Here is a 23,987-nt window from a genome sequence, read left to right as displayed (position 1 = left end):
TATAGTTGAATAAAAAGCGGCAAAACAATGCTTTTTATCGCTCTTCTACCTAAAGAGGGAGACAGATCACGCTTTCAATTTGCGCCTGCTACCGAATTTATCGCTGTTTTTGCAGGTTTTAGTTGAATGGAATGCCTAATAAGCAAATAATGTTGAACAAGACGAGACTATTGATTGCAAAAATAATTGCATTTTAAGGAGTGGCGATATGAAAAAGATCATCGTGGCGGATGCCGCACCCGATGCCATCGGTCCCTACAGCCATGGCACTGCCTATGGCGACCTCATCTTTACCTCCGGCCAGCTGCCGGTGTGCAAACAGCAGGGCGGCGTGGTGGAAGGGGGTATCGAAGCCCAGAGCCGTCAGGCGCTGGAGAATCTCAAGCATGTCTTGGAGGCCGCCGGCGGCAACCTGGATACCGTGCTCAAGACCACCTGCTATCTCGCCGAGATCAGTGATTTTGCCGCGTTCAACGAGGTTTATAAACGCTATTTCCTGAAAGATTGCCCGGCCCGCAGCTGCTTTGCGGTGAAGGATCTGCCGATGGGTGTCAGGGTGGAAGTGGAAGCGATCGCTCACATCGCTGGTTAATGTTGATAGAAAGGGTGTTCTGATGAAGCAAGCGTGGCAGCAGTATCTGCAGATTATTCAACAGGTTGTCAAACCGGCGCTGGGTTGTACCGAGCCCATCGCCGCCGCTTATGCCGCCGCCGTCGCCGCCCGGCAACTGGACTGCAAGCCCGTCCGGCTGGAGGTGGTGGTCTCGGACAACCTCTACAAGAACTCCATGGGGGTCTATGTACCGGGCACCGGCAAGATTGGGCTGGCCATTGCCGCTGCCGCCGGTGCCATCGGCGGTAACGCCGAGGCCGGGCTGGAGGTGCTGGCCGCCATCACGCCGGCCCAGGTCGCAAAGGCGCAGGAGCTGATCGATGCAGGCCAGGTGCAGGTGAGCCGCACCTCGACCCCCGAGTTCATCTATTGCCGGGTCCGCTTGTTGGGCCTTGATGCAGAGGGCACCGAGCACAGCGCCGAGGTGACCCTGTGCGGTGGCCATACTCGCATCGTCGAGCAGCGCCGCAATGATGAAGTAACCTTCACGGCCGAGCAGGGCCAGGGCGGCGCCACCGGCGCCATCTGCGACGGTGTCGACATCAGCATCGCCGCCATTCATGAGTTCGCCACCCAGGTGGAGTTCGAGCCGATCCGCTTTATCCTGCAGGCCTCCGAGCTCAACGGCAAACTCTCCGACGAGGGGATGAACAACCCCTACGGCCTCGAGATCGGCCGCACCATGCAGCAGAACATCCAGGCCGGTCTCATCGGTGGGGACGTGATGAACCGCATCGTGATGCGCACCGCGGCGGCCTCCGATGCCCGCATGGGGGGCGCCAGCCTGCCGGCCATGAGCAACTTTGGCAGCGGCAACCAGGGCATCGCCGCCACCATCCCGGTGGTGGTCATCGCCGAGCGCTTCGGTGCCAGCGAAGAGCAGCTGGCCCGCGCCCTCATCATGAGCCACCTGGGGGCTATCTACATCAAGTCCCACTATCCGCCGTTGTCGGCCTTTTGCGGCAACACGGTCACCAGCGCGGCGGCCGCCATGGCCATGGTCTACCTGGCGGGCGGCAGTTTCGAGCAATCCTGCCACGCCATCCAGAACGTGCTGAGCGACAGCGCCGGCATGGTGTGCGATGGCGCCAAGGCCTCCTGCGCCATGAAGGTGAGCACCTCCTCCGGGGCGGCGGTGCGCGGCTTCCTGATGGCGCTCAACAGCCACGGGGTGTCGGGGCAGGGGATCGTGGCGGGCAACGTGGAGCAGACCATTCGCAACGTGGGCCAGATGGTCAAAGACGGCATGTCTGCCACAGACAGCACCATTATTGATATCATGTCCGCCTGAGTGTCCCTGTCGGCTGCCGCCCTTGCCCGGGTCGGCGGCCCTTTTATAAGGTTTCAATGTGAAGCTGCAAGAGCTGAGTCAGACCGATTTCGAGATCCTCAAGGCGATGGAGATCATCGTGGACGGCATCGCCGCCATGTATGGTCAGCACACCGAGGTGCTGCTGCACAGCCTGGATGCGCGCAATCCGTCGATCATCAAGATTGCCAACGGTCATATCACGGGGCGCAGCGTCGGTGCCCCCATCACCAACCTGGCGATGATGAAACTCAAGAGTGGGCAGGATATCTCCAGCCCCTACATGACCAAGTGCGCCACCGGCAAGACGCTGCGCTCCCTCACCACCGTCATTCGCAATGGCGAGGGGCAGGCCATCGGCTTGCTCTGCATCAACACCGACATGGATGCCCCGCTGCAATCCGTGCTGCGCACCATGATGCCGGAGTGCCTGCACGGCCACGATGGTCATGCCACCCCTGAGGTGTTTGCCCGCAACATCGACGAGGCCCTCAACAGCACCATCGACACCGTCAGTGCCGAGGTGCGCGGCAACGAGGCGGTGCCCCCGTCCCAGAAGACCCGGGTCATGGTCAACCAGCTGCACGAGCTCGGCATCTTCGAGCTCAAAGACAGCGCCCAGATAGCGGCCCGCCAGCTCGGCATCTCGGTTCACTCCATCTACCGCTATCTGCGGGAGATCAAGAAGGGCTGAGCACGGCGCCAGCCAGCATTAACGGGTCAGCATTGACCCGTTTTGTTTTTTCCGCCCCCCGCCTGCGCCTTGGCTGCCCCGGCGCATCTGTTATCATGCCTCTTCTGTTGTTGTTATCTCATTGAACCTGCTGGAGAAACCATGTCCCGTACCCTCTATCTGCTGCGCCACGGCCAGACCCGTTACAACGCCGAACTGCGGCTGCAGGGGCGCTGCAACTCCGAACTGACCGCCAAGGGTGAAGCCCAGGCCCTCGCCATGGGGGCCCGTCTGGCCAAGCTCCTGGCCGAGCCTGCCGACTGGACGATTTACGCCAGCCCCCTCGGTCGGGCGCGCCAGACCGCGGAGCGGGTGTGCCAGCAACTTGGCTTGGACCAAGAGCGTATCGTCTGGGACGAGCGGCTGGTGGAGCTGGGGATGGGGGAGTGGGAGAGTCGCCGGGTGCCCGAGCTGCTGGCGGCCCACCCCGAGCTGGATCTGGAACAGTCAGACTGGTATCTGCAAGCCCCCGCGGGGGAGAGTTTTCAGAGCATTCAAGGCCGGGCCCTGAACTGGCTGCAGGATGAGCAGATCGCCGAGCGCGCCATCGTGGTCTCCCACGGCCTGTTCGGCGCCATGCTGCGCGGCGCCTATGCGGAACTGGACTACACCACCACCTGGCTGCAAGAGTTGCCGCAGGATGCCTTCTTCAAACTGAGCGGCGGCCGTATCGAGCGGATCCCCTGTTGATCCCGACCAAAACGGCTCGCCATTGGCGAGCCGTTTGTTTATGAGTGCAGAAGGCGCGTTATTCTCGTACCAGCCTGGGCAGCACCTGGTAAAGAGCTTCACGCTTTTGTGCCTGGTTGACGCCATAGTGCAGCTCACGGTGGCAATTAGGGCAGAGCGCCACCGTGTTGCTGATGGTATCCGAACCCCCTTCGGCGAGTGTGCGCAGATGATGCACCTCTAAGAAGGCGTCCCCCGTGGTGGCATGAAAAGGGGCCGGTTGTGCGCAGCTTTCGCAGTGGCCCGCCGCCGTCATCAATACCCAAGCCTTCACCTTTGGATCTCGCCCATAGCTTGTGTTGGTAGCATAACGCTGCTGTGGTTCTTGGATGCCGATGGGCGTGGGGAGTACAGGCTTGGTCTGGTAGCGGCTCACTTGATGCTCAAAGGCAGCCTTGCCGGTATAGGGTTGGCCATCGAGTTCACAGAGCAGGCGCTCTATGATGGGGGCATTGTGGGGGCCCACGTTTTTAGCCGGCTTGAGACCTGATACCCAGGTCCGCCCTAGCAGGGCGCAGATATAGGAGATGTTCTGCATTCGATACTCGAATGCCTTCTCGGTGCGGCCAAACTGGTTAGCGAGTTCGGTGTAATAGCGCTTTTTGACGAAGGGGACGCCATTTTGTTCCATGGTGCGCATCGCCAGGTAGGCGCTGACCGTAGCCCTTAATTCCTCTTCTGTCCATGTCCCGCGCAAAACTGGCTCCTCAGCCCTGTTTCTCGGTCGCCTCAAGCCCCGATTTGATCGGGATGGCCCCATCCGAGTTACCTGATATGGCGTGCATCTTAATCCAATCGACACCTTATTTCAGCTGTATCGGTACAATAATGTGTTCATCATCAAGCAATTAGCTGATAGTAAGCGGTAGGCTAGAGTGGGTCCTTTCATTAGGGGCTTAGCGCAGGGGGAGTCACAAGCGTCAGTTGACCCAGGTCATCCACAAGGAGGTGGTGATGGATCCGGTTTCTTATCTTTTCTCGGCTTATCTCAATCTGGTACAGCAGCAGGTATCGGATATTTATGGCACTGAGCTCAAGTCGCTGGTGGTGGAGTATGAGGGGGAACAAATCCCCTTTGCCTTCCAGTTTTGGCAGTTGCAGCCGAAAAGCGTCTGCCGCAGTTACGAGCAGGATGCAAGGCGCTTCAGCCAATGCACCGTCAAGGCGGCAGCGCTATTTAGCAAGCTGTGCGATCAGTTATCGCGCCAGGATGACAGCCACTTGCAGCAGCCTCAGTATCGCGCCATGTATTGCGCAGCTTCAGTTAACTACCGCCCCATGATCGCCGATATTCGCGAGAGTAAACCGGATGCGGTCCGGCAGGCCGAACGCGCCTGCAATCAAGCCATTCTGGCCGCGATGGACAGTGATGATGAAGCCCTGCTGGCCCAGCGTGACCAGGCGTGTGGTAACCAACAGTGAAGGCCAATGCTGCCTTCACTCAGCTAGCGGCTTTGCGCCATTCAGCACAGATGCTGGGTGTGCACTTGGGTATGATGAGGGCGCCCACAGGTCAGTCTGTCGGGCCAGCGCTATCGACACACATAGACCAGGAGGGGACATGATCAGCCATATCGACCATCTGGTATTGACGGTCAGTGATATCGAGCGGGCCGTCGCGTTTTACAGCTCAGTGCTCAACATGGAAGCCATCACCTTCGGGGCGGGGCGCCGGGCCCTGCGCTTTGGCAACCAGAAGATCAATCTGCAACTGCTGGGACAGGAGTCGCGCAACCGGGCGCAGGTGGGCTCGGGAGATCTCTGCCTCATCACCCGCTGGCCGCTGGAACAGGTCATCGCCCAGCTCCATTGCCATGGGGTGGAGATAGTGGAGGGGCCGGTGACCAAGAGCGGAGCCTGCGGCACCATCGAGTCGGTCTACTGCCTGGATCCGGATCAGAACCTGATTGAGATCAGCCGTTATCCCTGATGGCGCTTGGCATCGGGTGACTGCCGGTGGATGCCGTCCTGCCGGGGCGATCGGGGCAAGTGGTGAGAGGCTCCGTGCTAACCCCATCCTGACAGACAGCCGCCACGGGTCCTGGCCAGGGCCCCTAGAAGGGAGCCTCGCTCTCCTGCGCATCCTGTAGAAACTGTTCCCGCTCCGCCTGATAGGCGGCCTCGTCTTCGCTGTCCCAGACCGGGGTTGGCTGTTTGCCGGCCGGCGGTTGGGTTGGCGCCGTCAGCGTTTCTATCACCTTCTCCTGCAGATAGGGGAAGAAGGGGTTGGAGGAGGTACGGGTGAGGGCGCCGGAGTTGACGATCAGCACCCCGCGCTCACCGCGCAGGGCCAACCCCCCCAGGTTGATGCCGTATTGCTCGCGCTGCTCGGGCCGTGGCGCCATGCCGTAGAGGGGGTCATCCATCGGGAAGGGCAGGGCCACGTGGGAGAGGGAGTAGATCTCCCTGGGGTAGTCGATGTCGAGGGGCTGGATCTGCTCAGGTCCGCCGCCGGCCGGCAGACTGCTGGCCTGGGTGCGGGTGCTGGCGGGAGCCTGGTTGCCCACCACCGTCAGCCGGTAGGAGAGCGGCGGGCGCGGCAACAGGTGGCTCAGCGCCAGCTCGGAGGCGCTGCTTAGCAGCGGGCCGAACAGGGTGCCGCGGTTGATGTCGAACAGCACCAGCTCGCTGCCGTTGGCAGGCAGGAAATGGTAGAGATCGGCGATGATGGAGCGGGTACTGACGGTGTAGTCCATCACCGACTGGAAAGTGAGGGTGGGCGGGAAGGCCGCCAACTCGCCACTGACGGCCTGCTCACGCACCTGCTGCTGGATGGCGTGAGTCAGCCGGTAGGACTGGCGCGCGCCGTTGACCGGAAACGAGTTGTACTTGAAGGGGTTGAACTCCGGCATGGTGTCGAGCCAGGCGGCGCTGGCAAAGGCGGGCAGCAGGGCGGGCACCGCCTTGAGACCGGCGAAACGGGCAAAGCGGGTCACCCCTATCATGGGGGAGATGAGCACCAGCCGATCGGGCCTTGCCAGTGCCCCCGTCTTGTCACCTTCCGCATCGAGCGCATATTTCACCGCCAGCGCGCCGCCGTTGGAAAACCCCACCAGATGCAGCGGCAGCGGGCTTGGCGCCAGCACTCTGGCCTCGCGCACCGCCAGCCGGGTGGCGGCCAGCCAGGTCTCCCAGTCGATGTCGACCAGCCCGGCCGGCACGGTGCCGTGGCCCGGGATGCGCAGCCCCAGGGCGATGAAGCCCTGCTCACGGTAGCGCTGGGCCAGGTGGCGCAGGCTGTAGGGGGAGTCGGTCAGACCGTGCAGGAACACCGCCACCCCTTTCACCTCGCCGCTCGGGCGCAGCAGATAGGAGCGGTTCCAGTCGGTTGCAAAATGAGCCGGATTGATGGGGGCATCCTGATAGTAGCGATTGCTGTCGAGCTGCTGCTCCGGCGGCGTTCTGGCGATCACCTCCTTGGTCACCAGCTCGAACAGCTGCTGCTCGTGGGCCAGATAGGCCTGCCAGTCGCTGTTATCGAGCTGCTCGGCGCTGAGCTCGGGCGGCACCAGGGTGTGCCAGGGCTGCAGCGGCGCCGCCTGCCAGGCGAAGTAGGCGATCAGGGTCCAGCCGAGCAGCAGCAAGCCCAGCAGGCTGAGAAGAAGGCGGCGAACGAGGCGGCGGGTGCGAGCCAGCATGGGAGAGTCCTTGGCACTGATAAAAGAGGGGCAGCCCCGCGTCCACGGCGGCCGTACTAAGGGTCGAAAGCTGGCTTAAAGCCTAAGGGAAACAAGGTGATAAGTACAGACAGTGAGCAGTTCATCCAATGAAACAGAGGGCAGCCCCGGGGCTGCCCTCTGTGGTAATGCTGTCCGTCTTCGTGGTCGCTGGCGGCGTCAGCAGACCCCTTGAGCCAGCATGGCGTCGGCCACCTTGACGAAACCGGCGATATTGGCGCCGCTTTCGTAGTTCACGTGACCCGTCTCATCCTGGCCATAGTGCACACAGGTGGCGTGGATGCTGGTCATGATCCCCTTGAGGCGGGCATCTACCTCTTCCCGACTCCAGCAGAGGCGCTGGGCGTTCTGGCTCATCTCGAGGCCCGAGGTGGCGACCCCGCCGGCGTTGGCGGCCTTGCCCGGGGCAAACAGCACCTTGGTCTCGTGCAGGCGGCGGATGGCGGCGGCGCTGCTCGGCATGTTGGCCCCCTCGGCCACCAGTTGCACGCCATTGGCAATCAAGGTGACGGCGTCCGACTCATCCAGCTCGTTCTGGGTGGCGCAGGGCAGGGCGACGTCCGTCGGCAGGTGCCAGGGAGTGCGGCCGCTGAAAAACTCCAGTCCCTCCTCGTGGGCGTAATCGGCGATGCGTTTGCGCTGCTCGTTCTTGAGTGCCATCAGCCGCGCCAGTTTCTCGGGGGTAAAGCCCGCCGGATCGTAGACGGTGCCGCCGGAGTCGGAGGCGGTGATGACCCGGGCGCCGAGGGCCATCGCCTTCTCGATGGCGTACTGGGCCACGTTGCCTGAGCCCGACACAGAGACCGTCTTGCCGTCCAGGGATTGCCCCCGGTTGGCCAGCATGGCCTCGACGAAATAGAGCAGGCCGTAACCGGTGGCCTCCGAGCGGATCAGGCTGCCGCCAAAAGAGAGCCCCTTGCCGGTAAAGACGCACTCGGCGCTGTTGGTGAGCTTCTTCATCATGCCTGCCATGTAGCTCACCTCGCGCCCGCCTACCCCGATGTCGCCGGCCGGTACGTCGGTATCGGCGCCGAGGTGGCGATGCAGCTCCAGCATCAGCGCCTGGCAAAAGCGCATCACCTCTCCCTCGCTCTTGCCCTTGGGATCAAAATCGCTGCCCCCCTTGCCACCGCCCATGGGCAAGGTGGTGAGGGCATTCTTGAAGGTCTGCTCGAAGGCGAGGAACTTGAGCACCGAGGTATCCACCGAGGGGTGAAAGCGCATCCCCCCCTTGAAGGGACCGATGGCAGAGCTGTGCTGCACCCGGTAGCCCCGGTTCACCTGCACTTGGCCTCGATCATCCACCCAGCTCACCCGAAACTGGATCAGCCGCTCCGGCTCCACCAGCCGCTCCAGCAGGCCGTGCTGCAGGTAGCGGGGGTGGCGCGCCACATAAGGCCAGATGGAGGCGATCACCTCGCTCACGGCCTGAATGAACTCCGGTTGGTGGGGATTGCGGCTGGCGACCTGGGCCAGAAAATCCGCCTGGGAGAGGGAATGACTCATCTGTAACTCCTGTAGTGAAGGGTAAAAGTGGCCTCTTGCCAGAGAAAAGTGCACACCCTGCAGCCAAATTTATGGTTTTTGTCAGGCCTGGATGCAGGTGAATATTTGGTGTTTTTCGCAATTGGGCGAAAATTGTTGTGTGAATCGCCGAAAACAGCAGAAAAGAGCGTTGATAGGGGCAGATAATTCGCGCGAATCAAAATCTTTTTATGCATTTTTGATTAATAAATAGCAAGTAAATGTTGCTGTCATTTGGCTTGGATTATCGTTAATTGCATATTTCATGCATCTTTATGGCGTAGCGACAGAACCCCGTACAACGGCGGAAGTGGCCATTGCCATGCTGACTTCGGCGGTGCTGGCGGCAATCGAATGGTCATGCAATTCTGGGGGTTGGCCGCGTGACAGGGGGCGCATTTTGCGAGAAGGGGACGGGCCGAGTGCAACTATCCGGCGTGTGTCAGGGGGCAATATGTTAATGTGTCGGCGCTTTTTGCCGGACAGGTCGGTAGCGGCCTTTTTTGAAGATGGAATGATATGCACAATTTTGAGTTAGTGAACCGGCAGCGTGCCGCCCTGATGACCCGGATCCAGGCCGCAGGCCAGTGGCAGGTGACCCATGCTGGCTGATGAATCCATGCGCCTGAACAAATACATCAGCGAGAGCGGCATCTGCTCGCGCCGCGAGGCCGACCGCTTTATCGAGCAGGGCAACGTCTTCATCAACGGCAAGCGGGCCGGGGTGGGGGATCAGGTGTTTGCCGGGGATCTGGTCAAGGTCAACGGCCAGGTGATCGAGCCGCGCGAGGCGGACAGCCTGGTCTTCATCGTTCTGAACAAGCCGGTGGGCATCGTCTCCACCACCGAGGCGGGCGAGAAGGACAACATCGTCGACTTCGTCAACCACAGTACCCGCATTTTCCCCATCGGCCGGCTCGACAAAGACTCCCAGGGGCTCATCTTCCTGACCAACCACGGCGATCTGGTCAACAAGATCCTGCGGGCGGGCAACGATCACGAGAAAGAGTATCTGGTGACCGTCGACAAGCCGGTCACCGACGAGTTTATTCGGGGCATGGGCGCCGGGGTGCCGATCCTGGGTGCCGTCACCAAGAAGTGCAAGGTGAAGAAAGAGGCGCCGTTCGTGTTTCGCATCACGCTGGTGCAGGGGCTGAACCGCCAGATCCGCCGCATGTGCGAGCATTTCGGCTTCGAGGTGACCAAGCTCGAGCGTATCCGCATCATGAACGTCAGCCTCAAGGGGCTGCCGGTGGGCGAGTGGCGCGATCTCACCGACGACGAGCTGATCGAGCTGTTCAAGCTGATTGAAGACTCCTCCTCCGAGGTGAAACCGGCCAAAGGCGGGCAAGCTGCCGCCGGGCAGGGCGGTAAACCCAAGGCATCCGCCGCGCAAGCCGGCAAGCCGGCACCGGGCAAAAAACCGCGCCGGGATGATGACCACGAGATTGGCGGGCGTCCCAACGTGCCGGGGCCGTCGGCATTCGAAAGCAAGAGCCCGGCCGGCAAGGGGGTTGCCGGTAAAGGCGGCGCAGCCAAAGGGAGCGCAGGCAAAGGTGCCCCGAGCAAGGGGGCCAAACCGGCCGCCGGCAAACCGCGCGCCGGTCAAGGTGGGCGGCAGAAGAAAGGGCGCTAAGCCCCCTCTCACTCCCCGCGTTGACAGTAAAAAACACCGGCCACAGGCCGGTGTTTTTGTATCGATGAACCGCAATTCAGAGTTCGTCGCGGGGCTGGGTGGCGTAATCAGGCAAGGTGCTGATGGCACTCTCTTCCTGAGGCACGCTGGCAGGATCCAGATCGCCGCCGACGTTGCGCGGATCCGTCGGTATGGTGGATGGGATCACCACTGCCTGCTCTGCCTGCTCTGCCAGCCGCCAACCCAGAATGGTTTCCAGGCGTCCGCCTTCCTCTTCCGGTCCTGTGATGGCTTCCAGCTGCAGCGGCAGGGGGTGACCAATCAGGCGGCCGACCTCATCGACGGCGCCGGGATCGGCCAGTGTCTGCTGGGTCGCGTAGAGGTGGGGCAGTGCGTCGCGCGGCACATATACCCGCAGCAGCACTCCATTGCGGATGCGGCCACGGGCATCCGCTTCCTGATCCTGGGCGTAACCATAGGCGAGAGCCGGATCGCCGGCGACATAGAAGCCTTGCCAGGGGGCGATGGAGGATTGATCCCGTTCATGCACCCCCTCAAACACTATGCTGTGGGCGGCTTCGAGGAAGGTGCCGTGATAACCGACGAAGAGATAACCGCGCGCCAGCAGCTGGCGATGGGCTTGCTCCAGGCGGGGCTCCGACCAGTTGCGAGTACCGGCCGTGCTGAAGCTGACCTCGTCCCCGTCACCCAGGAAGCTGGCACCGTTTGGATAGTCCCGCTCCTGCAGGGCATCGGCACTGTCGGCCGGCGCCAGGCAGTTGAGATCGGCGGCGGGGCAGGTGAGATTGACCACGTCGGCGCTGGCGGCCTGCTCTTGGCTATTGGCCGCCTGCTGGTGGCTGAAGGCATCGCTCTGTGCGGCTGCCATGCTCAGGGCCAGCCGTGCCTGGGCCGGGTTTTCCCGAATGGCTTGTGCCAGCTGCCCCCGGGGTGTTGAGCCCTCCTCTGGCGTGGTGTTGGCCAGCGCCTGGGTGATCACGGTATCAAGCTGGGACCATGGCAGGCGGGTCAGCAGATAGAGGGTGATGAGATTGTGGACCGGATAGCCGCACTGGCTGAGCTCTTCCCAGCCTCTGGGTTGACGGCTTCTGGCCAGGGATTCAAGCGGTATGGCGCAAACCTGATGAGTGGTGAGGGCCGCCAGACCGTCCCCCTTGGCAAAGTGCAGACGATGACTGATGGCGGTCGGCACGATATGGGTATCGTGGGAGGCGGGTGCGCCGGCCAATACCCGGTAGACCTTGCCTTCCCAGGTATCACCCAGGTTGCAGGTGCGCTGCGACAGGTAGTTGTAGACCGCATCCAGCGGATCCAGCAGGCACAACACCTTGCCGGTATGCCACTCGCTCCAGCGCTTCTGACGGCTGTGCTGGGTGGGCGCCGCCACGAAGCCGACACCGGCCGCACTGAGGGTGAGGTTGCGATTGACCTGATTGTTCTCCACGTGCCTGACGAAGAACGTCGAGTTGCTGGCCATGGTGCGCAGCAGGTCGTCGCTCACTTCGATGCTGTAGATGGGGGAGATATGGCTCACCTCGGATCCTGCATCCAGCTCGTGGAAGAAGACCTTGATGCTGGCGGGCGCATCGTCGCCGACGGGAACCAGCCAGTGCAACGACCAGTTGCCGCGTCCCTGGCGGGTATAGCTGTAGGTGCGCGGGCCCTTGCCCGCGGTGGCGCTGGTCAGGGTGATGGTGGTGCCATCCGTGCGCAGGGTCAGCGCATTGCCGAGGGCCAGTTTGAGGCTGTCTCCCCCTTCTTCCAATACCATGGAGTAGTGCAGTACCCCTGCTCCGGCCTGTTCACCCAGCAGGCCGGCGACATCGAGCTGGCTGGCGCGCACCCCTTGGGCCAGATCCAGAGTGCAGCGGGTGGCGCACTCCTGCCACAGGTTGAATGACTCGTCGGCCATGACCGGTGAGATGGCACCGCCTAGCATGGCCAAGCCACCGAGTAGAGAAGCCCATTTTGTGTTTGTCTGCATGTGATTTCCTTTGAGTAATGGCAAAGCCACTAACGCGTGGCGTTCTCCTCCTTGATGAATACAGCCTCTTCCCTGTCAGACGAAACGAGATTAATTCTCGTCTGAGTGCCTTACCTTAATGGGCTCATATGGCGGCGCAACCCACCATATGGGAAGGTTTAATATGTTACAAATCAAATGGATATGAAGTTTTTGCTGATGATTTGCTCAGCAGGCCCGATACCGGAAAGCGAGCAAGGAATGGGGAGAGGCTGGAGGGTGGTGAGCTTGCCTCCTCATTCGGGAAAGAGGAGGCAAGCACAGATCAGCTGATGGGAGTGGGGGCGGGAGACGGTGTGGCCAGCTTCATGGCGCTGGGGTAGCGGCGCGGATCCAGGCGCAGAACCAGCAGGCTCATCAGCACTAGACCGGCCAGCTGCCACTGCCAGGCGGCGGCGAAGTCACCGCTCAGGTGATGCAGGCGGGCCGCTACCCAGGGGCCGGTGGCCGCCAGCATGAAGCCGAATCCCTGCATCAGGGCGCTGAGGGTGCCGGCACGGCGCGGATCCGGCAGGTGATCGAGCGCGATGACCATGATGAGGGAGAAGCTGCCGCCAAGCCCGGCGCCGCACAACATGCACCAGAGGATGGGGGCGGCAGTCGGCGCCAGCCAGAGGCCGCCAAAGCCCGCCAGTTGCATGGCGATGGCCAAGCCCATCCAGGGCCGCCGGTCGAGCCGGCGGGCGGCCAGCAGCGGCAGGCCGAGGCCGCTCACGGTCTGGGCCAGCGCCAGCCAGGCCACCAGCTCGCCTCCCTGCTGGGGGCTCCAGCCCTGCGCCATGTAGGCCGGTGCCAGCCAGGCCACGACGATGCCGTAACCGCTGTTGATGATGCCAAAGCAGCTTATCAGCAGCCAGCTGCGGGGCAGGCTGATGAGGCGCTGCTCGCCGCCACCGGACACTACCACCGGTGTCGCGGGCAGTCGTACTCGCCAGCCGAGCCAGCCCATGGCCAGCAGCACCGGCAGGCTCCACAGCGCTAGCGCCTGGGACCAGTCGAGCCGGGCGGCGAGCTGTGGGGTGAGGCTGGCACCCAGCGCCCCGCCCCCCATCATACAGGCCGAGAAGATGCCCATCACCAGCGGCACCTTCTGCGCAAACGCCTGCTTGATGAGGCCGGGCAGTACCCCCTGCACCAGGGCCGAACCCAGCCCGCAGAGGGCGGCGCTGGCGATGAGCAGGGCGCCGCTGGCCGCCTCGAAGCGGATGGCGCTGCCCATGCCCAGCAGCAGCAGGGCCGCCCCCAGCAGCTGACGCGGCCCGGTGCGACTGCGCAGGGCCGGGGTGAGCAGCACGCCGCCGCCGATGAGCCAGAGCGGCAGCAGGGTCAGCCAGGCCAGGGTATCCATGCCAAGCCCGAGCGCCTCGGCAATGTCGCGGCTCAAGGGGCCGATGGCGGTGAGAAACGGCCGCAGGTTGAGCCCAATCAGGATCACCAGCACCAGCAGGGCCTGCTGCTGGTGCGCATCGATGCGGGCCTTAAGCATGGTCTGGTGCACCATAGAGCTCGGCGGCGGCCAGCGGGCTCGGCAGCTTGATAAGCGGCAGGGGGGCTGGCGCGAGGGGCAGGCCCAGTTTCTGGTAGGCGGCCGTGCTGTCAAAGCCGAACGGGGCTGCATCTTCGTTATCGAAGGCGTAATAGACGGCGGCAATGCCGTTCATCACCAGGGCGCTCAAGCACATGGGGCAGGGGTGACCGCTGGCGTAGACGATGGCGCCCGCCAGCGGCCCGACCTGGCTGGCCTGGCGCAGGGCTTCCAGCTCGGCGTGGCGGGTGGGGTCGCCATCCTGGTGCATGCCGTTGACGGCGCTGGTCACCAGCTGGTTGCCTTGCACCAGCAGGGCGGCAAAGGGGCGGCCTCCCTGCTGGCGGTTATGGAGTGCCAGTTGCAGTGCCTGCTCCAGCCACTCCTGATGGCTGGGGTTGGCGGTCAGCGACGCGATCAGGCGTGAGCCGGCGGGTTCGGCAAGGGAGTGGGGCATGACGGATCCTCGAGGCAAGGGGATGGGAGGAGACCAGCCTAGCGGGGGAATCAGTCATGGGGAAATTAAATGATAGAATGACATCCAGTGGTTTTGTAAATGGAGTCGCCATGCTGGATCCCCTCTTGCTGCGCAGCTTTGTCGCCATCGTCGACAGCGGCAGTTTTACCCGTGCCGGTGAACGGGTGCACCTCACCCAATCCACCATCAGCCAGCAGATGCGGCGGCTCGAGCAGCAGCTCGGCTGCCCGCTGCTGGACCGCTCCGGTCGCCAGGTGGTGACCACGGCAGAGGGGGAGAAGCTGCTGGGGCTGGCCCGCAGTATCCTGGCCTTGCTGGTCCGGGCCGAGGAGCAGGTGGCCGAGGCCAGCCTGCAGCTGAGCCTGGGGGTACCGGAGGATTTTGCCGCCGGCGCCATCGCCCCAGTGCTGGCTGCCTTTGCCCGCGATTACCCGCAGGTGCGGCTGGAGGTGCACAGCGGCCTCAGCCACGAGATCTGGCAGCGCTTCGAGGCCGGCGAGCTGGACTTGGCGCTGGTCAAACAGGCGCGGGGACAGGGGGCGCCGCGCGCCTGCTGGCGCGAGCCGCTGGCCTGGGTCGACAGCCGTGCCTGGCCCGCCAGCGAGCGGGATCCCTTGCCGCTGGTGGTGTTCCCGAGCGAAGGGCTCTATCGGCGGCAGGTGACCGAGGCACTCGACGGGATGGGGCGGCGCTGGCGCATCGCCTACGTCAGCGCCAGCCTGGCCAGCCTGCAGGGGGCGGTGAGCGCCGGGATCGGGGTCAGCCTGTTGCCCCGGCGCTTGCTGCAGCCGGATCAGCGGGAGCTGACCCACTGGCCGGCGGTGGCGCCGGTGGAGCTGGCGCTGCACCTGGGGGCGGAGCGCGGCGAGCCGCTCACTCGGCTCTGCGAGGCCCTCATCAGTCTGTGTGAGCGGGTGATGGGGCCCGCTGAGCGGTGAGGGGACACAGGCAGATGCCTGCTTAGCGCACCCTGGTGCGCACGATAAGCAGAGTGATAAGCGCCAGGGTGAAGACGAGCGGGGCCCAGGCACCGTGATGGCTCACCAGGGTGGCGCCGGCGGCAGCCACCCCGGCCACTCCCTGCTGCAGGAAGCCGCACAGGGCCATGGCGTAGGCGCCGTGCTCGCGGCCATCGCTCACCGCCAGCGCCATGCTGTTGGGAAAGAGCACCGCCTGCCCGAAGATGATGAGGCAGTAGCAGGTCATCATGGCCACCAATCCGCCGCTGCCCTGCAGGGCGCCCAGCGCCCAGAGCAGCAGCATGCCGCTGGCCGCCAGCAGTATGAGTGCGGCCCCCTGGCGCATCAGCTGGCGGCCTCCCACCCGGGCGACCCGCCGGTTGACCGTCATGGCGCCGGCGAAGTAGGCGATACCGATCAGCAACCCCAGGCTGCCGAAGGTGGTGACCTCGAGGGCAAACCCCTGCTGCAGCACGAAGGGGCTCACCTCCTGCAGGGTCACCGTGATGGCAAAGCCGATGCCGCCGGCGCAGGCCGGCCAGAAAAAGCCGGGGCGGCGCAGCAGGCTGGCGTAACGGGCCCACATGCCACCGCTCGCCGCCGCCGGATTGGGCCCCTGCAGCGGCAGGCTGCTCATCAAGAGCAGCGCCAGCACACCGACCCCGGCCATCAGCACGAATCCCAGCTGCCAATGGGCATAACGGCTGATGAGGCCGCCTATCCATTGACCGCCGCCGAGGGCGGTGATGAAGGCGATGGAGAGCACCGAGAGGCGGCGCGCCAGCTCATCCCCGTGCCAGTGATCCCGCACCAGGATGCGGGCGATGATAGCCGCCCCGCCGGCCGCCACCCCTTGCAGGGTGCGCAGGATCAGCAGCAGCGGCCCCTGGCTGGTGGTGGCCAGCAGCAGGCTGAGGCCGACAAACAGCAAGAGTGACAGGGCGAGGGGCAGCCGGCGGCCGTAGCGATCGGCGGCGGCGCCCCAGAACAGCACCGGCAGGGCGGCGCCGATGACGAACAACGAGATGGAGAGCTCGGCCCCTTGCCGGGTCATGGCGAGATCCGTCATCACCACGGGCAGGGAGGGGAGGTAAACGGTGGTGGCCATCTGGGCCATGAAGACGATGAGGCAGGCCAGCGTCATGATGCGGGCGGAGCGGCTCCAGAGACCGGCCTGGTCGAGACATTCCTGGTTATCCATAACAACTCTCGGGCAGTAAGGGAGCCATATCCTTGCACTGCCCGTGCGCCGAGTCAGCCCCTCGTCTGGGTTAAACCTTGCCGGTTTATCAGGACAGAGAGCGCGGAATGCTCAGGCGATGGCCTGGCGCGGCAGCACGGCGAGCCAGAGTTCGACCTCGCCGCTGCCGGTCTCCGGGTCAAAGGCGGCGCCATAGCGCTCGAAATCGGGCTTGTGGGCCGACTGGTAAGCGGACTGCGCCAGCCAGTCCAGCGCCTGCTGCCAGGTGTGCGGCATGGTCGAGACATGTCCCTGATGCAGGAAGACGGCATAGGTCTGGGGCTCGATGCGCATCCGCCCCAGTGTCTTGGGCAGCACCTCCAGCGCGGCGACCTCCACCGCACACATGTATTCGCACTCGGTGGAGGTCACGCCGCAGATGACACCATAGGCATGCTCGCCCAGCTGGCCCGGCAGCGGGCCGAGGGCGCTGAAATCGCGCCATTGGCCGCCGAAGTCGGCGTGGGCGAAGGCATGGTGACGACGCAGGCCGCCAAGCAGCATGGGGCGGCCGGTTTCAATACGGATGGGATCTGTCATGACACCTCCTGGGCAGGATGGGGTGGCAGCGCTGCGCGCTCAGCACTCCTTGCCTTCGTTGAGCTTGCGCTGATAGTCCGCGGAGACGATAGCCAGCGCCGCCAGGGCGAGGGCCGGCTCAATCCGGTTGGTCTCCAGCAGTTCGATGAGATCCACCGCGAGCTGAACCTCGGGCGGGGCAGTTTCCAATGACATGACAGACTCCGTAAAGGGGAAAACGCCATTATACAGGGCCGCTCCCGGATGGGGACCTGTCTGGTGTTGCGGGCGACCCGGCTAGAGGTGCTGGCGCATCTCCTGCTCGATCTGCTCGCGCAGGGCCATCAATTTGAGGGCGTACTGCTGCAACTGCCGATCGCTCTCGTTTTGCGGTTGCCACTGGGGCACCGGGGTCGGTTTGCCGCTCTCGTCCATGGCCACGAAGATGATGATGCAGTGGGTGGTCTTGTGGCGCTCCCGGCTGGCCGGATGGCGGCTGTAGACATCCACCGCCAGGTGCATGCTGGTGGTGCCTGTGTGGATCACCTGGGCGTGCACCTCCACCAGCTGGCCTATCTGGATGGGGCGCAAAAAGCGGATCCCCCCCACGTAGACGGTCACCGCGTAGCCGCCGCACCAGCCGGCGGCGCAGGCGTAGCCCGCCTGATCGATCCACTTCATCACCATGCCGCCGTGTACCTTGCCACCGAAGTTGACGTCGGCGGGCTCGGCCAGAAACTGCAGGGTCAGCTCGCGGGGTGGGGTCATGGGTGCTCCTTGATTGAGGGTCATTGTCGGTAGCTCTTGCGATAGGCGTCAGCCTGCTGGCAGGGTGCCAGGTTGTTGAGGTCGGGCCGCTTGTTGCCCTCGCGCTGACCAAAACTGGCGAACTCCTGCTGGCATTTGGCGGCCTTGCCGCCCGCCTTGATGCAGGCGTCGATCCGCTGTTGCTTGCCCTGCTCGACCAGCTGCTGCTGGGCCTGCTGGCAGGCGGCATCCAGCTTGGCTTGCTGGGCGGGGCGATCGAGCTCGCTGGCGGCATGGGCGGGGCCGCACAGCAGGGCCAGGCCGAGGGGGATCCATGGGGTGAGGGTGCGCATCCGGTTGCTCCTTGTTGACCTGTTTCAGGTATACCGCGAATGGCGACGGGATGCACAGGCTGTGCTGCGATAATGGGGCCTCATTCACTCTTGGTTCATCGGCCCGGCGCAAGCATGGGAGAGTCAATTGCGAGGAGTCATGATGAAACAGATGCTTGATCAGTTGTTGGGCGCTGGCAAAGGCTGGCTCAACGAAGGCGGCGACAGCCGCAAGGCGCAGATGAAGGGGATGGCGCAAGGGGGCCTCGCGGCCGGCGCCATGGCCCTGCTGCTTGGCAACAAGAAGATGCGCAAATATGGCGGCAAGGTGGCGGCGGTGGGGGGCGCGGCGGCGCTCGGCGGGCTGGCCTACAAGCTCTATCAGGATTGGCAGGCCCAGCAGTCAAGCCCGGCCCAGCCGACCCAGCCGCTCGATACCCTGCAAGGCAACGCGCTGGATGCCAGAGCAGCCCTTCTGGTGCGCGCCATGGTGGCGGCAGCCCGGGCCGACGGTCATATCGACGGCGACGAGCGCCAGAAGATCCAGCAGTACCTGACCGAGCAGGGGCAGAGCGATGCGGCCCGCTGGATTGATGCCGAGCTGGCCCGCCCGCTCGACCCCCACGCCCTGGCGCGGGAAGTGACCGACATGGAGCTGGCGACCGAGGTCTACCTCGCCTCCCTGCTCGCCATCGAGGTAGATCACTTTATGGAGCACGGTTATCTGGACGAGCTGGCGCGCGCCCTCAAGCTTGATGACAACCTCAAAGGCAGCATAGAGCGGCAGGTGGCCCAGTTGGCGCAGCCGGCCTGAACCCCACCAGGGACAAGGATTGTCGATGAGGCCCCGTTACGGGGCCTTGTTGTGTCTGGTCACTAGTCACTGCACTTCTTATTAGCGCGGGCAGCCACTATGATGGCTCTTCGGCCAAAAGGGAGCAGATGAGACCGTCTCATCGCTCAGGCACATCATCGCCAGGACACAGAGGCAAGGAGCATTCATTGGAAATACGCAAGGCACAAGAGCAGGACATCGACGCCATCCTCGAGCTGAACCGGCAGATAGGAGAGATCCACTTCGAGCAGGCCCCGCAGGTCTTTTGCCCTCCATCCCCCGAGGAGCGGACTTTCTTGCTGGCGGCCATCGCTGCCGAAGGGCGGTTGTTTTGTGTTGCCGAGCAGGAGGGGGCCGTGGTGGGCTTTTTGACCGCCCGCATCGATATCAACGAGACCATCCCGTTTCTCAGCAAAGAGCCCATCTGCCGCATCGGCACCGTGGTGGTCGATGAGGGGCGCCGCTCCCAAGGCATCGGCAAGGCGCTGATCGCCCATTGCGACGAGTGGGGCAAGGCGCACGGTGCCCACCAGATCCGGCTGGAGGTGATGTCGTTCAACGAACGGGCCAAGGCACTCTACGAGGCGTTGGGGTTCAAGATGTTGTCACAGACTATGGCCAGATAAGCCCGTTTCAATCAGATAATTTCGCAAGGAACAGGCCCCGTCATGGGGCCTTTTGGTCTTTGGCGGGAGCTGAGTCCAGCTGTTGGTGAATGAGCTCGGCCAACCGGGTGAGGGCCGCCTCCAGCTGCTCGCTCCAGGGATGGGAGCTGTTGAGGCGCAGACAGTGGTTGTGCAGCCCCTTGCTGGAGAAGAGGGCGCCGGGGGCCAGTGAGAAACCGCTGGCCAGCGCCTGGGCGTGCAGGGCGCGGCTGTCGAGGCGCGGGTCAAATTCGAGCCAGAGAAAGTAGCCGCCATCGGGGGAGGAGATGCTCACTTCCCCCGGCAGCAGGCGCAGCAGGGCCGCCCGCATCTGCTGCTGGCGCTGGGCCAGGGTGTGGCGCAGCCGGCGAAAGTGGGCATCGACGCCGCCGTTGAGCAGCATGTCGGCCAGCGCCAGCTGGCTTGGCACATTGGTGGAGAGGGTCGACATCAGCTGCAGTCGCTGCACCCGCTCGGCGTGGCGGCCGGCCACCACCCAGCCAACCCGAAAGCCGGGCGCCAGGCACTTGGAAAAGGAGCTGCACAGCAGGCTGTCGCCACTGGCATCCCAATACTTGATGGGCCTTGGCCGCTCGCGGCCGAAGTAGACCTCGGCATAGACGTCGTCCTCCACCAGTGCCACCCCGCGCCGGTTGAGCAGCGTCATCAGCGCCTGCTTGTGGCCATCCGGCATGGTGTGACCGAGCGGATGCTGGACATTGCCCATCAACCAGCACGCCTTGATGGGGCGCTGGGCCAGCGCCTCCTCCAGCAGGGCGAGATCGATGCCCACCCCCGGGATCACCGGGATCTCCACCGCATTGAGCTTGAGTCGCTCGATGGCCTGCAGGGCGCCGTAGAAGGTGGGGGACTCCACCACCACCCAGTCGCCGGGCTCGGTCAGCACCTGCAGGCTGAGGGAGAGCGCCTCCATGGCGCCGGTGGTGATGATGATCTGCTGGGGGTCGACCGCCAGCCCCTCGCCGGCGTAGCGCTGGGCGATGGCCCGGCGCAGCGCCTCGTTGCCGGGGGGCAGATCTGCCACCGTGCTGAAGGGGTCGAGCCGGCGCATGCAGCCGGCCAGCGCCCGCCCGAGCTGGGGATGAGGGAACAGGGTGGGGTCGGCCACCGACATGCCGAGCGGCACCAGTTCCCGCGACTTGCTCGCCTGCAACACCTCGAACACCAGATCGTTGATGTCCACCGAGCCGCTGTAGTGGGCCTGTTGGGGCAGGCTGACGGCCGGGCGGGAGGGGGCGGCCTTGACGTAGTAGCCGGACTGGGGACGGGCGAGGATCCGCCCCTGGCTCTCCAGCAACTGATAAGCCTGCAACACAGTCATGGGGCTGAGGCCATGTGTCTTGCAGCTCTGGCGGATGGAGGGGATGCGCTCGCCGGGTTGCCATACCCCGGCTTCAATCTGCTGTTGCAGGCGGTCGGCCAACTGACGGTAAAGTGACATGCGATAGGACAACTGTTATAGGTGTAATTCAATATAACTGCATCTGTTATAGGTGTCATGCTCTGTGGTGTACTTGTCACGCACAAAACGTGCAAGGTAAATACAACAAAAGAGAGTGACGCATGATCAATCCGGATGACGTGGTCAGCCTGTCGCGCCTGCAATTTGGCGCCACGGCCATGTTCCACTTCCTGTTTGTGCCCCTCACGCTGGGGCTGTCCTGGATCCTGGTGATCGCCGAGTCGGCCTATGTGATGACCGGCAAGGTGATCTATCAGGACATCACCCGTTTCTGGGGCAAGCTGTTTGGCATCAACTTCGTGATGGGGGTGACCACAGGCATCACCCTGGAGTTCCAGTTCGGCACCAACTGGGCCTACTACTCCCAGTATGTGGGGGACATCTTCGGCACCCCGCTGGCGGTGGAGGGGCTGATGGCCTTCTTCCTCGAGTCGACTCTGGTGGGTCTGTTCTTCTTCGGCTGGGACAAGCTCTCCCGTGGTCAACACCTGCTGGTGACCATGCTGGTGGCGCTCGGCTCCAACCTCTCCGCACTCTGGATCCTCATCGGCAACGGCTGGATGCAGAATCCTGTGGGGGCCGAGTTCAATCTGGTGACCCAGCGCATGGAGCTGGTGGACATAGCCGCGGTGATCTTCAACCCGGTGGCCCAGGTCAAGTTCGTGCATACGGTGGCGGCGGGTTATGTGGCGGCGTCCCTGTTCGTGATGGGGGTGAGCAGCTGGTATCTGCTGCGCCGAATGGAGGTGCGCTTTGCCCTGCGCTCCTTCGCCATCGCCTCCGGTTTCGGCCTTGCCGCCATCCTTTCGGTGATCGTGCTGGGAGACGAGTCCGGTTATCGCACCGGTGAGGTGCAGAAGGTCAAGCTCGCCGCCATCGAGGCGGAGTGGGAGACAGAGCCTGCACCTGCGTCATTCACCCTGTTCGGCTTCCCGGATCAGGGCGCCGAGACCACCCATGCCGCGGTCAAGATCCCCTATCTGATGGGCATCATAGCCACCCGCTCCCTCGATGAGGCGGTGACCGGCATCAAGGATCTCAAGGTGCAGCACGAGACCCGCATTCGCAGCGGCATGGTGGCCGCCGGGGCGCTCGAGCAGATCCGCGCCGGCAACGACTCGGCCGAGAATCGCGCGCTGTTCGATCGGCACGGTCAGGATCTCGGCTACGGGCTGCTGCTCACCCCCTATGCCAGCAACATCGCCAAGGCCGGTGAGGCCGAGATCGCCAGGGCGGTGGAAGATTCGGTGCCGCAGGTCGCGCCGCTGTTCTGGGGCTTCCGGATCATGGTCGGGTTGGGCGTCGTGATGCTCGGGCTGTTCGTGGCAGGCTTCGTCCAGCTGTGCCGCAACCGGCTGCTCGCCTCGCCCCGCCTGCTCAAGGCGCTGTTGTGGAGCATTCCGTTGCCCTGGATTGCTATCGAGGCCGGCTGGTTCGTGGCCGAGTTCGGTCGCCAGCCTTGGACCATCAGCGACGTGCTGCCGGTGTCGGCCTCGGTCTCCTTGCTGCAGCCGGGCCAGCTTTGGTTCAGCCTGATCGCCATCTGTCTCATTTACTCCTGCCTGCTGGTGGTGGAGCTGTTCCTGCTGCGCCGCGTGATCCACCAGGGGCCAGCCGTTCTGCATACCGGCCGCTACAACGGTGAACAACCTGAACTTGCGAGGATCGCCTGATGGATTATGAAACCCTGAAACTCATCTGGTGGGGGCTGGTGCTGTTCATGCTGGTCGGCTTCATCGTGATGGATGGCTTCGACCTCGGCATCGCCATGCTACTGCCGGTGGTATCGAAAGAGGATGAAGACCGGCGGCTGGTGATCAACAGCGTGGGGCCGGTGTGGGAGGGCAACCAGGTGTGGCTCATTGCCGGCGCCGGCGCCTTGTTCGCCGCCTGGCCGCTGGTCTACGCCGCCGCCTTCTCGGCGCTCTATGTGCCGATGATAGTGCTGCTGCTCGGCCTCTTCCTGCGTCCGGTCGGTTTTGACTATCGCAGCAAGCTCGCCGATCCCGTGTGGCGCCGCTGGTGGGACCGGGCCCTGGTGGCCGGTGGTCTGGTGCCGACCCTGGTGCTCTCTGCCGCCATCGCGCTGGTGATGCAGGGTCTGCCGTTTCGCTTCGACAGCGCACTGCGCCTGCATTACGGGGCCTTCGACTTCCACTGGGGCTGGCTTGTCAGCGTGGTGGCGACGGGGGTGAGCCTGCTGCTGCTGCACGGCGCCGGCTTCCTGCAAGCCAAGGTGGAGGGGACTCCGGCACTGCGCGCCCGTGGCCTCGCCATCCTGCTGGCACCTCTGGTGACCCTCTGCTATCTGCTGGCCGGCTGGCATCTCTTGGGGTTGCCGGGTTATCAGCTGACCGGCCTGGCGGGCCAGCCCTTTGACCCCAATGTCGCCATCAGTCCGCTGATGAAGGGGGTTATCCCCCACGCCAGCGGCTGGCTTGGCAACTACTTCGACTACCCGTTGCTGTGGTTGGTGCCGCTCACTGGCGCCCTGGCACCGCTGGCCAGCGGCATCGCTGCCTGGCTGGAGAAGGGCCGGCTGGCGCTGCTGGCCAGCGGCCTGGCCTGCGCCGCCATGCTCTGCTCGGTGGCCATCGCCCTGTTCCCCTTCGTGCTGCCCTCGTCGTTGGATCCGGTGAGCAGCCTGACCCTGTGGGACGGCACTTCCAGCTTCAAGACCCTGGCCATCATGTTCGGGATCGTGCTGGTGCTGATGCCCATCAACCTCGGCTATACCGGCTGGGTCTACCGGGTGGTGCGCGGCAAGCTGGATCGTGCCGGCATCAAGCGCAATAGCCATCAACTCTACTGACCCCAAGGGAGCCGCTATGTGGTACTTCACCTGGATTTTGGGCCTGGGCTTCGCCCTGCTGCTGGGCCTGTGCAACCTGCTCTGGCTGGAAGCGCGCTGGGCAGCCGATGAACGGGACGACGCTCAGTCCCGCTCCTGATCCCCCTCG

At 63.9% G+C, this 23,987-nt stretch carries 25 protein-coding genes; 13 read left to right on the top strand and 12 right to left on the bottom strand.

Annotation, left to right across the window (positions count from 1 at the left end):
- Positions 1–208 precede the first annotated feature (208 nt).
- The 4 genes from PG900_RS05935 (at position 209) to PG900_RS05920 (ending at position 3,345) form a co-directional block, all read left to right on the top strand.
- Positions 209–592 (top strand): Rid family detoxifying hydrolase, encoded by a 384-nt coding sequence (locus PG900_RS05935; RefSeq protein WP_005299455.1) that lies wholly within the window; start codon positions 209–211, stop codon positions 590–592.
- Between the two features lie 22 nt (positions 593–614).
- A complete protein-coding gene (locus PG900_RS05930; protein WP_270831079.1) occupies positions 615–1,904 on the top strand; it encodes an L-cysteine desulfidase family protein in 1,290 nt (429 codons plus the stop codon).
- Positions 1,905–1,962: 58 nt separating this feature from the next.
- Positions 1,963–2,616 carry a helix-turn-helix transcriptional regulator gene (locus PG900_RS05925; RefSeq protein WP_005299461.1) on the top strand — a complete coding sequence of 218 codons (654 nt, stop codon included), beginning with the start codon at positions 1,963–1,965 and terminating at the stop codon, positions 2,614–2,616.
- 141 nt (positions 2,617–2,757) lie between these two features.
- Complete coding sequence (locus tag PG900_RS05920; protein WP_270831078.1) at positions 2,758–3,345, top strand: histidine phosphatase family protein; 588 nt, start codon at positions 2,758–2,760, stop codon at positions 3,343–3,345.
- A gap of 58 nt (positions 3,346–3,403) precedes the next feature.
- Here the strand turns inward: PG900_RS05920 and PG900_RS05915 are convergent, their stop codons facing one another.
- Positions 3,404–4,081 (bottom strand): HNH endonuclease, encoded by a 678-nt coding sequence (locus PG900_RS05915; protein WP_270831077.1) that lies wholly within the window; start codon positions 4,079–4,081, stop codon positions 3,404–3,406.
- A gap of 257 nt (positions 4,082–4,338) precedes the next feature.
- On the opposite strand from PG900_RS05915, the gene PG900_RS05910 reads away from it, so the two are divergent.
- Both PG900_RS05910 and PG900_RS05905 read left to right on the top strand, forming a co-directional pair.
- The gene (locus tag PG900_RS05910; RefSeq protein ID WP_270831076.1) at positions 4,339–4,806 is read left to right on the top strand and encodes a hypothetical protein; all 468 of its coding nucleotides are present in this window, start codon (positions 4,339–4,341) and stop codon (positions 4,804–4,806) included.
- A gap of 139 nt (positions 4,807–4,945) precedes the next feature.
- Entirely contained in the window at positions 4,946–5,314 is a 369-nt protein-coding gene (locus tag PG900_RS05905; RefSeq protein WP_124252002.1) for a VOC family protein, read from the top strand.
- Positions 5,315–5,438: 124 nt separating this feature from the next.
- Here the strand turns inward: PG900_RS05905 and PG900_RS05900 are convergent, their stop codons facing one another.
- Together PG900_RS05900 and gdhA are read right to left on the bottom strand one after the other, a co-directional pair.
- Positions 5,439–7,022, bottom strand: a complete 1,584-nt coding sequence (locus PG900_RS05900) for an alpha/beta hydrolase (RefSeq protein WP_270831075.1) — start codon at positions 7,020–7,022, stop codon at positions 5,439–5,441.
- Positions 7,023–7,220: 198 nt separating this feature from the next.
- Complete coding sequence (gdhA, locus tag PG900_RS05895; protein WP_270831074.1) at positions 7,221–8,567, bottom strand: NADP-specific glutamate dehydrogenase; 1,347 nt, start codon at positions 8,565–8,567, stop codon at positions 7,221–7,223.
- A 619-nt stretch (positions 8,568–9,186) separates the two neighbouring features.
- Between gdhA and rluF the strand changes: the two genes are divergently transcribed.
- Complete coding sequence (rluF, locus tag PG900_RS05890) at positions 9,187–10,221, top strand: 23S rRNA pseudouridine(2604) synthase RluF (RefSeq protein WP_270831073.1); 1,035 nt, start codon at positions 9,187–9,189, stop codon at positions 10,219–10,221.
- 76 nt (positions 10,222–10,297) lie between these two features.
- Here rluF and PG900_RS05885 read toward each other — a convergent pair whose 3' ends face one another.
- The 3 genes from PG900_RS05885 to PG900_RS05875 all read right to left on the bottom strand — a co-directional run bounded on the left by PG900_RS05885 (position 10,298) and on the right by PG900_RS05875 (position 14,247).
- Positions 10,298–12,187, bottom strand: a complete 1,890-nt coding sequence (locus tag PG900_RS05885; protein ID WP_333563438.1) for an exotoxin A binding domain-containing protein — start codon at positions 12,185–12,187, stop codon at positions 10,298–10,300.
- Between the two features lie 343 nt (positions 12,188–12,530).
- Positions 12,531–13,751 (bottom strand): cyanate transporter, encoded by a 1,221-nt coding sequence (locus PG900_RS05880; RefSeq protein WP_270831071.1) that lies wholly within the window; start codon positions 13,749–13,751, stop codon positions 12,531–12,533.
- Positions 13,744–14,247 carry a nucleoside deaminase gene (locus PG900_RS05875; protein WP_270831070.1) on the bottom strand — a complete coding sequence of 168 codons (504 nt, stop codon included), beginning with the start codon at positions 14,245–14,247 and terminating at the stop codon, positions 13,744–13,746. The genes PG900_RS05880 and PG900_RS05875 overlap by 8 nt, the downstream gene beginning before the upstream one ends.
- A 110-nt stretch (positions 14,248–14,357) precedes the next feature.
- Between PG900_RS05875 and PG900_RS05870 the strand changes: the two genes are divergently transcribed.
- Entirely contained in the window at positions 14,358–15,206 is an 849-nt protein-coding gene (locus PG900_RS05870) for a LysR family transcriptional regulator (protein ID WP_270831069.1), read from the top strand.
- 22 nt (positions 15,207–15,228) lie between these two features.
- Here the strand turns inward: PG900_RS05870 and PG900_RS05865 are convergent, their stop codons facing one another.
- From PG900_RS05865 to PG900_RS05845, 5 genes are all read right to left on the bottom strand, one after another.
- Positions 15,229–16,428, bottom strand: a complete 1,200-nt coding sequence (locus tag PG900_RS05865; protein WP_158197595.1) for an MFS transporter — start codon at positions 16,426–16,428, stop codon at positions 15,229–15,231.
- A 111-nt stretch (positions 16,429–16,539) separates the two neighbouring features.
- Complete coding sequence (locus PG900_RS05860) at positions 16,540–17,007, bottom strand: GyrI-like domain-containing protein (RefSeq protein ID WP_257688996.1); 468 nt, start codon at positions 17,005–17,007, stop codon at positions 16,540–16,542.
- 39 nt (positions 17,008–17,046) lie between these two features.
- A complete protein-coding gene (rsmS, locus tag PG900_RS05855; protein ID WP_005299504.1) occupies positions 17,047–17,202 on the bottom strand; it encodes a pleiotropic regulatory protein RsmS in 156 nt (51 codons plus the stop codon).
- An 81-nt stretch (positions 17,203–17,283) separates the two neighbouring features.
- Positions 17,284–17,754, bottom strand: coding sequence for an acyl-CoA thioesterase (locus PG900_RS05850; protein ID WP_011705527.1), 471 nt, complete (start codon positions 17,752–17,754; stop codon positions 17,284–17,286).
- A gap of 20 nt (positions 17,755–17,774) precedes the next feature.
- Positions 17,775–18,086 carry a hypothetical protein gene (locus tag PG900_RS05845; RefSeq protein ID WP_016350291.1) on the bottom strand — a complete coding sequence of 104 codons (312 nt, stop codon included), beginning with the start codon at positions 18,084–18,086 and terminating at the stop codon, positions 17,775–17,777.
- Between the two features lie 142 nt (positions 18,087–18,228).
- Between PG900_RS05845 and PG900_RS05840 the strand changes: the two genes are divergently transcribed.
- Together PG900_RS05840 and PG900_RS05835 are read left to right on the top strand one after the other, a co-directional pair.
- The gene (locus tag PG900_RS05840) at positions 18,229–18,879 is read left to right on the top strand and encodes a tellurite resistance TerB family protein (RefSeq protein ID WP_270798401.1); all 651 of its coding nucleotides are present in this window, start codon (positions 18,229–18,231) and stop codon (positions 18,877–18,879) included.
- A gap of 128 nt (positions 18,880–19,007) precedes the next feature.
- Positions 19,008–19,526, top strand: coding sequence for a GNAT family N-acetyltransferase (locus PG900_RS05835; protein WP_080938376.1), 519 nt, complete (start codon positions 19,008–19,010; stop codon positions 19,524–19,526).
- A 40-nt stretch (positions 19,527–19,566) separates the two neighbouring features.
- Here PG900_RS05835 and PG900_RS05830 read toward each other — a convergent pair whose 3' ends face one another.
- Complete coding sequence (locus PG900_RS05830) at positions 19,567–21,006, bottom strand: aminotransferase-like domain-containing protein (protein ID WP_270798395.1); 1,440 nt, start codon at positions 21,004–21,006, stop codon at positions 19,567–19,569.
- A gap of 122 nt (positions 21,007–21,128) precedes the next feature.
- Here PG900_RS05830 and PG900_RS05825 point away from each other — a divergent pair, with 122 nt between their 5' ends.
- The 3 genes from PG900_RS05825 to PG900_RS05815 are packed head-to-tail and all read left to right on the top strand — an operon-like array spanning position 21,129 to position 23,978.
- Positions 21,129–22,700 (top strand): cytochrome ubiquinol oxidase subunit I, encoded by a 1,572-nt coding sequence (locus PG900_RS05825; protein ID WP_270798392.1) that lies wholly within the window; start codon positions 21,129–21,131, stop codon positions 22,698–22,700.
- Positions 22,700–23,839 carry a cytochrome d ubiquinol oxidase subunit II gene (gene cydB / locus PG900_RS05820; RefSeq protein WP_257684453.1) on the top strand — a complete coding sequence of 380 codons (1,140 nt, stop codon included), beginning with the start codon at positions 22,700–22,702 and terminating at the stop codon, positions 23,837–23,839. The genes PG900_RS05825 and cydB overlap by 1 nt, the downstream gene beginning before the upstream one ends.
- A gap of 16 nt (positions 23,840–23,855) precedes the next feature.
- Positions 23,856–23,978, top strand: coding sequence for a cytochrome bd oxidase small subunit, CydX/CbdX family (locus tag PG900_RS05815; protein ID WP_242795434.1), 123 nt, complete (start codon positions 23,856–23,858; stop codon positions 23,976–23,978).
- Positions 23,979–23,987: the final 9 nt, after the last annotated feature.

Source organism: Aeromonas sp. QDB03 (assembly GCF_027707985.1).
Lineage (GTDB): Bacteria > Pseudomonadota > Gammaproteobacteria > Enterobacterales > Aeromonadaceae > Aeromonas > Aeromonas hydrophila.
The sequence above is the reverse complement of the archived record's forward strand: the minus strand, read 5'-3'. Positions and strand labels throughout refer to the sequence as shown.